Genomic DNA, 8,040 nt, shown 5'->3' with positions numbered 1-8,040 from the left:
CTCCGGGACACTCGCAATGGCTTCGACACCATGCGAATTACCAGAGGTCCCGCCCTCTTGACAGGGCGCACACATCCTTAACGCACTGGCGTTGCACTACAGGGGACATGACCCTACGCCGTCGACGACTGGCCCTCGTACATCCCAGGACACCACACTACGGCGATCCGGCTTCCCCCGAGAGCGGCGCCGGTTCAGACGGAGCGGTGGTATTGCCGCGGTACCTGGATGTCGCCACCGAGTTGACGGGCGGCGTGGCGGGCCCAGGAAGGGTTGCGCAGGAGTTCGCGGCCGAGGAGGACGGCGTCTGCCTTGTCGTTGGCGAGGATCTTCTCGGCCTGCTCAGGGTCGGTGATCAGGCCGACGGCTGCGGTGGGCAGCTGGGTTTCGGCCTTGACCCGGTCGGCGAAGGGGACCTGGTAGTCCGGGCCAACGGGGATACGGGCTCCGGGGGCGTTACCGCCGGTGGAGACGTCGAGCAGGTCGATGCCGTGGGCCTGGAGCTGGGGTGCGAAGCGGACGGTGTCGTCGGATGTCCAGCCCTGGCGGTCGTCCTCGGGGTTCTCACTGAGCCAGTCGGTGGCGGAGATACGGAAGAACAGCGGGAGTTCCTCCGGCCACACCGCCCGTACCGCGTCGACGACTTCGAGGGCGAAGCGGGTGCGGTTCTCGAAGGAGCCACCGTACTCGTCGGTGCGGTGGTTGCTGTAGGGGGAGAGGAACTGGTTGATCAGGTAGCCGTGGGCGCCATGTATCTCGGCGACCTGGAAGCCGGCGTCGAGTGCACGGCGGGCGGCGTCGGCGAACTGCTGGACAGTCTCGGCGATCTCGGCGTGAGTCAGCTGGTCGGGGACGGTGTGGTCCTCGTTGAAGGGGAGCGGGCTGGGCGCCGACGGGGTCCAGCCGTACTCGTCGTCCGCGGCGATCGGCCCGCCGCCGACCCAGGTGCGCTCGGTCGACGCCTTGCGACCGGCGTGCGCGAGCTGGATGCCCGGTACCGTCTGCTGCTCCTTCAGGAACGCGGTGATGCGCCGGAACGCGGTGACCTGCTGTTCATTCCAGATCCCGAGGTCGTAGGGGCTGATCCGGCCTTCGGGGCTGACCGCGGTGGCCTCGGTGAGGATCAGCCCGGTGCCACCGGCCGCGCGCGCCGCGAGGTGAGTGAAGTGCCAGTCGTTGGGCGCGCCGGTGTCGGGCCCGGTGGCCGCGGCGGAGTACTGGCACATGGGCGCCATCCATACCCGGTTGGGGATGGTCAGCGATCGCAGGGTGTACGGCTGGAACAGCGTGGTCACAGACATTCTCCTCCGGGTGGGGCACGCCAGAATCTTCCGGCGCCTCTTACGAGATTCACCGTACTACGACATGCATCAAACTACGAGATGTCTCGTACTATGGAGCCATGCCGTCACCCGCGAGCACCACGCCCACCCCGAGCCGGGTTCTGGACCACCCGCGCCGGGACGAGGTCCGTCTTGAGGCGGTGCTGCACGCGCTGGCCGATCCCATGAGGCTGCGGGTGGTCCAGGCGCTGGCCGGCTCGCCGGGCGAGATGGCCTGCGGGGACATCGAGCTGGCGGTCAGCAAGTCGACATCGACCCATCACTTCCGGGTGCTGCGGGAGGCCGGCGTGATCACCCAGTGCTATCGGGGCACGGCCAAGATGAACGGCCTGCGCCGTGACGACCTGGACGCCCTCTTCCCCGGCCTGCTCGACTCCGTGCTCGCGGCCGTCGCCGGGCGCCCCCGGCCCGACGGCACCTGAGCGGGGCGGGCTGCGGCCGCGTGTCAACGGCGGCCGCAGCCTCGACGGGCTACTCGGGCTGAGTGACAGCCGTGCGGCGGATGACCACTTCGCCCTGTTCGGTGGCGACGGCCACGGCGTACAGACCGGGGCGTTCGCCGTTGTACCTCAGGGGCAGGTCGGCTGCCCCGTCGCCCAGCCATGAGCGCATGTCCTTCTCGGTGCCGCCGACCTCCATCCAGGTGATTCCCTGGGGGGTGGTCGTCTGCCCCGAGCGCGGCTGCGCCGCCGGGTGCTCGGACAGGCCTTCGATCAGGAAGACGTTGGGCAGGCCCCGCTGCCAGCAGGGAATCGTCTCCGGAACGCGGATCGCGTTGCGCTGCACGCCGTCCGTCCGCTTGCGCAATGGTTTGTCGATGATGTCGGTGCCGAAGTGCTTCGCCATCTCCTCCAGTTCGTCGCGCGAGTCGACGCGCAGGCACCAGCCGATGAAGACGTCGCCCCCTTCGATCTGGTCGTAGAACCAGCGGGCGTTCGGGTTGGTCTGCGGGGAGTAGGCGTCAATGACGCTTTCGACCTCGATGTACTGGTCCGGACCCACCGGCACGATGCGGTTGGCGATGCCGAGGTGGGGGAACCAGCCCCCTTCATACTGCCCGAACCCCGTCTCCTCGCAGAGCCGTTCAGTGCCTCCATAGATGTTGCGGGACCCTAGAGAGATATGGTCGATATGCAGCAATGTGCCCGTCCTTGGTCAGCTGGCCCTGGTCAGCGGGCCATGATCTCTTCGACGTCGTCGTCGTGGTGGTGGGTGGTGGTAAGCGTGTGGGGTGATTTCGCCCGTATCCGGTTGCCGGCCACGGTGACGACCGCGCAGGCGACGAGCGAGGCCGCGATGAAGTAAAGGCCGCTGTCGAAGTTTCCGGTTGCGTCGCGCAGCCATCCCACGATGTAGGGCGCCATGAAGCTGCCGATGTTGCCGAGCATCGTGGTCATGGCGATGCCGACCGACATGGCGACGGGGCCGCTCAGGTGCCCGATCGGGATCTGCCAGACGAGGAAGAGGGCGGCGTAAATGCCGGACGTGAGCAGGAGCGTACCGAGCAGTGTCAGCCAGAGATTGGGCGCGTTGACGGCCAGCACGGTGCCGGCGGCGGCCAGCAGTGCTCCCCAGGCCACGTGCCACACCCGTTCGTTGCGCCGGTCGGAGCTGGAGACCCACGCCATGGCGACGAGTGTTGCGGGGATGTAGACCAGGCCGGACAGAAGTCCTGTCTGGACCACGCTCAGTTTTGTGTGCGCGTGCTCGGCGAAGCCGGCGATGATCAGCGGCAGGAACGAGGTGATGGCGGCGAAGCCGACCCACAGGAGGCTGACGCCCAGCGAGAGGGTGACCAGGCGGAGGTCGCGAAGGCGGTCGAAGATGTCCCTTGCGCGTATCTTCGGCTTCTCTACGGCCTCCCCCGTCGAGGTGACCCGCACCAGGGCTGCCCGCTCCTCCTCCGACAACCAGGCGGCAGTCGCGGGCGAATCGGTCAGGAATCGGAGCAGCACCAGCCCGATGATGATCGTTGGTGCTCCCTCAAGAAGGAACATCCACCGCCATCCGGCCAAGCCCATCAGGCCGTTGGCGTACTGCATGATGATCGCGGACAACGGAGTGCCGAGAATCGCGTAGAACGGCAGGCAGACCACCGCGGTGATCCGTCCCCGCATGCGCGGCGGGAACCAGATCGTCAGGTACATGAACATCCCGGGAAGAAGTCCCGCCTCAACGGCACCCAGGGCGATCCGGACCGCGACAAGGCTGCTCTCGCCTTGGATCAGGCTCGTCAGCATGGCGACGACGCCCCAGGACATCGTCAGGAAACCGAGCCATCGCCGTGGGCCCAGTTTGTTGAGCGCCAGATTGCTGGGAATCTGCAGGGCGATATAACCCGCGGAGAAGATCCCGGTGGCGAAGCCGAACGCGGCGGTGCTGATGCCTAGGTCCGAGTTCATGGTCAGCGCGGCCGTCCCGAGGTTCACTCGGTCCAAATAGCCCGCGGTGTACAGGAGCAGGACCAGTGGTCCCAGTCGGATCGCGGCTTTTCTGATGGCCTGGCGCTCGACGAGCGAGGCGTCCGTCACAACGAGATCCTTCTCAGAGTGATCGATGTGGTCGATGTGGTCGATGTGGTCGATGTGCCGTTACAGCCCGAGGAACGCACGCGCGTTGGAGGTGAGTGATTCGGCATCCGGTCCGTGATCGGTGGCGAAGCGGACCGGGCCCTGCTGCGCCATGTCGAACGGGTAGTCGCTCCCGCAGACGATCCCGTCCTTGGAAGCGTGCGCGGCCAGGAGCTCCAGCAGCCCGGGGTCATGGGTGACGGTGTCGAAGAAGAGCTCACCGAAGACGTCGTTCGGCGGCCGGGTCGAGTGGGCGCGTACGTCGGCTCGGGTGTGCCACCCGTGGGTCCATCGTCCGAGGAGTGCTGGTGCGCATCCTCCGCCGTGCACAAAGCAGATCCTCAGCCGCGGCAGTTGTTCCTTGACACCGCCCAGGATCAGTGCGGCGACGGCGGTGGCGCTCTCCACGGGGTTGCCGATGAGATTGGCGAGGTAGTGGTCCGACCACTCCGGCCGCGGCAGTTGCATCGGGTGGACGAGCACGGCGAGGGCGAGGTCCTCGGCGTCGGTCAGGATGCGGCGCAGGGCGCCTTGGTCCAGCGACTGACCGGCGAGCAGCGGCGGTAGCGCGATGCCCGCGATGCCTTCGGTCTGTGCCAGTCGCTCCATCTGGTCACGGGCCTCGTCGGAGTCGTCGAGGCTCACCATTCCGAGACCCAGCAGCCTGCCGCCGGCCTCGGAGACCACGGCGGAGAGCGCGTCGTTGAAGGCCGTGACGTAGGTACCCGCACCCGCCCCGCCTCCTACGGGGAACGCGAACGGCGGCGCGGACAGAACACGCACGCCCACACCGGCGGCGCTCATGTCCGCGAGGGTCGCCGGGACATCGCTCATGGCCCGCGTCGAGATGGACAGCGGAATGTCGCCGAGGTAGAGCTCGCCGTCCCGGTCCCGCATCCCCCCGTACGGTGCTCCCGGAGGAAGGTGGAACAGCTCGGCGGGCAGCCAGTGGGCATGAACGTCGATCACTCCATCGGCGATCGGGGAGCTGATCACGACTGTCGCTCCTGCAGGCCGATCGAGCCGTCACCATGGATGTTCAGCGGCGGGTTGGCACTGTCGAGGTGTTCGACGGTGGTGAACACGAGCTCGGTGTCGCCAATGTTCTCGATGTCGTGCAGGAGGTATTCGCCCGGGCCGAAGACGAAGTGCCGGGTCTCCCCGGCGGAGTAGGAGACCTCCCGGACCGTCCCGTCGTGTGTGTGCTGGCGGCTGCGTCCCGGATTCACCGCGGTCCAGAAGTAGTCGAGGACGTGCCGGTGGGCGTGCCAGCGCTCACCGGGTGCCAGCCGGATCTCCCACACGCGAAGCCGTGACGTCTCGCTCAGCAGACGGGAGCCGACCCAGCCGTCGTGGGAGTGTGCCTCGAACTCCTCCCGTAGTTCCTGCGACCATCCGTCGAATCCGGTGGCGACAAGGTCGCCCGCCAGTGGCAGGTCCGTGAGAAAGCTGTTGTCGGTCATCATGCCTCCATGTCCATCGGCGGTGGTTCTTCGTACGTGCGCGCGTCGGCGGCCGGCGTCATCGCCCAGGGCCATAAAGGCCGAACCGCAGGCTCGGGTCTCCGGGCGTCCAGGTGTTCGAGAACTGGGACCGCTCGCCCATCGCGACGACCCGCTCCAGCAGCCGGGCGCTGAGCTCGAGCTGGACCGGCTCCCACTTGCGCAGGGCGGCGCTGATGTCGCCCTCCGCCTCCTCCAGCGCGGCGACCAGGGCCCAGGCGTCGGCTGCCGCCTTCGCGGTGCCGGCCGCGGCGTGCGGCCGGGCGGCACACGCGGCGTCGCCGATCAGGGCCACCCGGCCCTCGGCCATCCGGGACGCCCGCGCGTCCGACACGACCTGGACGTACGGCGTGGCCGTCGAGGTCACGACCTCGGCCGCCGCGGGCGACAGCATCCGCCGCGCGGCTTCGCGCATCTCGTTGACGTAACGGTCCTGGACCTGGGCCGGGTGGACCGACACCGTGCCCGGTATTCCGCGCTTGTCGATCAGCATCTCGGACAGTTCGGGGCCCGCCGGCACGTTGCGGTACCAGACGTAGTTCATGAGCCGGTCCTGCGGCCCGGTCCCACCTTCGCCCGGGATCGGGTACAGCGTGATGTGCGAGTGGGGCACGACGGTGTAGGAGATGGAATCCCGCAGCAACTCACGAGTGCCGTCGGACAGGTCCTTCTCGGGGACCGTTCCGCGCCAGCCGATGTAACCGGAGTAGGTGAGACCCGCGTCCGGGTCGAGGCGCTCGCGCCCGATCGAGGTGATTCCGTCGGCGAACACCACCAGGTCCGCGGTCACCTCACGCCCGCTCACAAACCGCACGGTGACGTTTCGCTCGTTCTGGTCGAACCCGCAGGCGTACTCGCCCAGGTGGTAGTGGTCCATCCCGAAGTCGCTGAGCAGGGCGCGGTAGAACGTGCCCCATGACGTGTAACTCCACGTCCTTCTCTCGCGGCTGACGATCTGGTTGTCAGTGTCGAGGTATTGCACCCAGTCGGTGGAGGTGCTCAGGGTCTCCGGGTGTTGCTTGCTGCGCTCGGTGAACCAACGCAACGTGTCCGGCTGCAGCACGATGCCGCTGCCGCGGCCGTCCAGGGCGGTGGGGGTCCGCTCGAAGATTTCGACCGAGAAGCCGAGGTCGCGCAGGAGGAGGGCGGTGGTGAGGCCGCCGATCGACCCGCCGATGACTGCCGCAGTGGCGCCGTCGTACGCGTTCATGAGTACATCTCCTTGCTGGTGTTCGGTCCGGCCGCCGGCGCCTTGGCCGGGTCCGGACCGAGGTGTACGGGGTCGCTCGGGAGTTCCGCCCCGCGGGTCTCGGGTGCGAAGGCCAGCCCGGCACCCGCGATCAGGCCGACCGCCGCGACACAGGTGGTCGCCAGCCCCAGGTCTCCGCCGAACCAGGAGACGGCGATGACACCGGCCACGAGCGGACCCGCTGCGGTGATGAAGCGGCCGATGCTGTTGGACAGCGCCATACCGGTGGCTCGCACGCTGGGCGGGAAGAGCTCGGGGCCGTAGACGAACGTCCCCGACAGGGCCCCGAACAGGCCGAACCCGACGACCGGCAGGGCAGCCAGGAACTCGGCATAGCTGTGCTGGAAGGGGAAAAGGTAGGCGATGCCGGCGGCGGAGACCGTAAAACTGATGGCGAAGGCCTTGCGCCGTCCGACCGCGTCGGCGAGGAAGCCCCACGAGGCGTAGCCGACGATGCCGCCCGCATTGAACAGCATCGAAGCGACGGCGACGTGGCTGTTGCCCACCTCCGGGGACAGCGAGCCGGCAGCGGCGGTCTGACGGATGATCTGCGGATACCAGGTCGACACGCTCCAGAAGGCGATCAGCGAGCCGGTGGCCAGCGTCGTGCAGATGACCGTGCGGCTCAGGAAAGGCGGCGCGAGCAGCCGGCGCAGGACGAACCGGTCCTCCTCGGCGGTGTGGCCGCGCGCCTTCCGTGTCCGGCGCGCCTCGATGACGTCCCTGATCTCGGGCGGCTCGGGAACGTACCGGCGTATGAACCAGACCAGGAAGGCGGGAGCCACCGCGATGCCCAGCATCGGACGCCAGCCGTGGTCGCCGAGCAGGGCGTACGCGAGCGCGGCGACGAAGAAGCCGGCCGCGTAGCCGGACATCATCACGCCACAGGCACGGGCGCGGTGTCGGTTGCGCCATACCTCGGCCACCAACGCGGCCCCCACCGGCGCCTCGACGCCCGAGCCGAGTCCGGCGACGAACCGCAGCACGCCCAACTGCCACCAGGTGTCGGCGAACGCCGCCAGCGCGGTGAACACCGCGTAGGTGACGACACCGGCGGACAGCACCCGGACCCGCCCGAAGTAGTCGGCCAGGACACCGAACAGGATCCCGCCGACCGCCCAGCCGGCGAGGAACAGGGCCACGGTCAGCCCGCCGTACAAGCCGATACCACTCGCGTTCGCCACAATGCCGCTGTGGGGCAGCAGCTCGATCATGGCCGGCCCGAGGACCAGCGCGTAAAGGCTTCCGGCGAAGCCGTCCAGGGCCCAGCCCATCGTCGTCCCCAGGAGGACGAGCCATTGCATCCGGGTGATCTCCGTGCGCCGGCCGCTGTCGGGCAGGGCGGCCTCTGTGTTCGACATGTGCAGGTCCTTCGT

The 8,040-nt window shown here is 68.2% G+C and carries 8 protein-coding genes; 1 reads left to right on the top strand and 7 read right to left on the bottom strand.

Annotated elements, in window-relative coordinates:
* Positions 1–194: 194 nt before the first annotated feature.
* Complete coding sequence (locus AB0D57_RS40305; protein WP_362085561.1) at positions 195–1,295, bottom strand: NADH:flavin oxidoreductase/NADH oxidase; 1,101 nt, start codon at positions 1,293–1,295, stop codon at positions 195–197.
* A gap of 107 nt (positions 1,296–1,402) precedes the next feature.
* Here AB0D57_RS40305 and AB0D57_RS40300 point away from each other — a divergent pair, with 107 nt between their 5' ends.
* Positions 1,403–1,765, top strand: coding sequence for a helix-turn-helix domain-containing protein (locus AB0D57_RS40300; protein WP_362085558.1), 363 nt, complete (start codon positions 1,403–1,405; stop codon positions 1,763–1,765).
* A gap of 49 nt (positions 1,766–1,814) precedes the next feature.
* Here AB0D57_RS40300 and AB0D57_RS40295 read toward each other — a convergent pair whose 3' ends face one another.
* The 6 genes from AB0D57_RS40295 to AB0D57_RS40270 are packed head-to-tail and all read right to left on the bottom strand — an operon-like array spanning position 1,815 to position 8,025.
* Entirely contained in the window at positions 1,815–2,483 is a 669-nt protein-coding gene (locus tag AB0D57_RS40295) for a VOC family protein (RefSeq protein WP_362085555.1), read from the bottom strand.
* A 29-nt stretch (positions 2,484–2,512) separates the two neighbouring features.
* Positions 2,513–3,874: an MFS transporter gene (locus AB0D57_RS40290; RefSeq protein ID WP_362085553.1), complete on the bottom strand. Its 1,362-nt coding sequence runs from the start codon at positions 3,872–3,874 to the stop codon at positions 2,513–2,515.
* A gap of 60 nt (positions 3,875–3,934) precedes the next feature.
* Positions 3,935–4,909, bottom strand: coding sequence for an amidohydrolase family protein (locus tag AB0D57_RS40285; protein ID WP_362085550.1), 975 nt, complete (start codon positions 4,907–4,909; stop codon positions 3,935–3,937).
* Positions 4,906–5,376 (bottom strand): hypothetical protein, encoded by a 471-nt coding sequence (locus AB0D57_RS40280; RefSeq protein ID WP_362085570.1) that lies wholly within the window; start codon positions 5,374–5,376, stop codon positions 4,906–4,908. Before AB0D57_RS40280 ends, AB0D57_RS40285 begins: the two co-directional genes overlap by 4 nt.
* A gap of 58 nt (positions 5,377–5,434) precedes the next feature.
* On the bottom strand, positions 5,435–6,625 hold the full coding sequence (locus AB0D57_RS40275; RefSeq protein WP_362085548.1) for an FAD-dependent monooxygenase: 1,191 nt from the start codon (positions 6,623–6,625) through the stop codon (positions 5,435–5,437).
* Positions 6,622–8,025: an MFS transporter gene (locus AB0D57_RS40270; protein WP_362085545.1), complete on the bottom strand. Its 1,404-nt coding sequence runs from the start codon at positions 8,023–8,025 to the stop codon at positions 6,622–6,624. The genes AB0D57_RS40275 and AB0D57_RS40270 overlap by 4 nt, the downstream gene beginning before the upstream one ends.
* Positions 8,026–8,040: the final 15 nt, after the last annotated feature.

Source organism: Streptomyces sp. NPDC048275 (genome assembly GCF_040652275.1).
Lineage (GTDB): Bacteria > Actinomycetota > Actinomycetes > Streptomycetales > Streptomycetaceae > Streptomyces.
The sequence above is the reverse complement of the archived record's forward strand: the minus strand, read 5'-3'. Positions and strand labels throughout refer to the sequence as shown.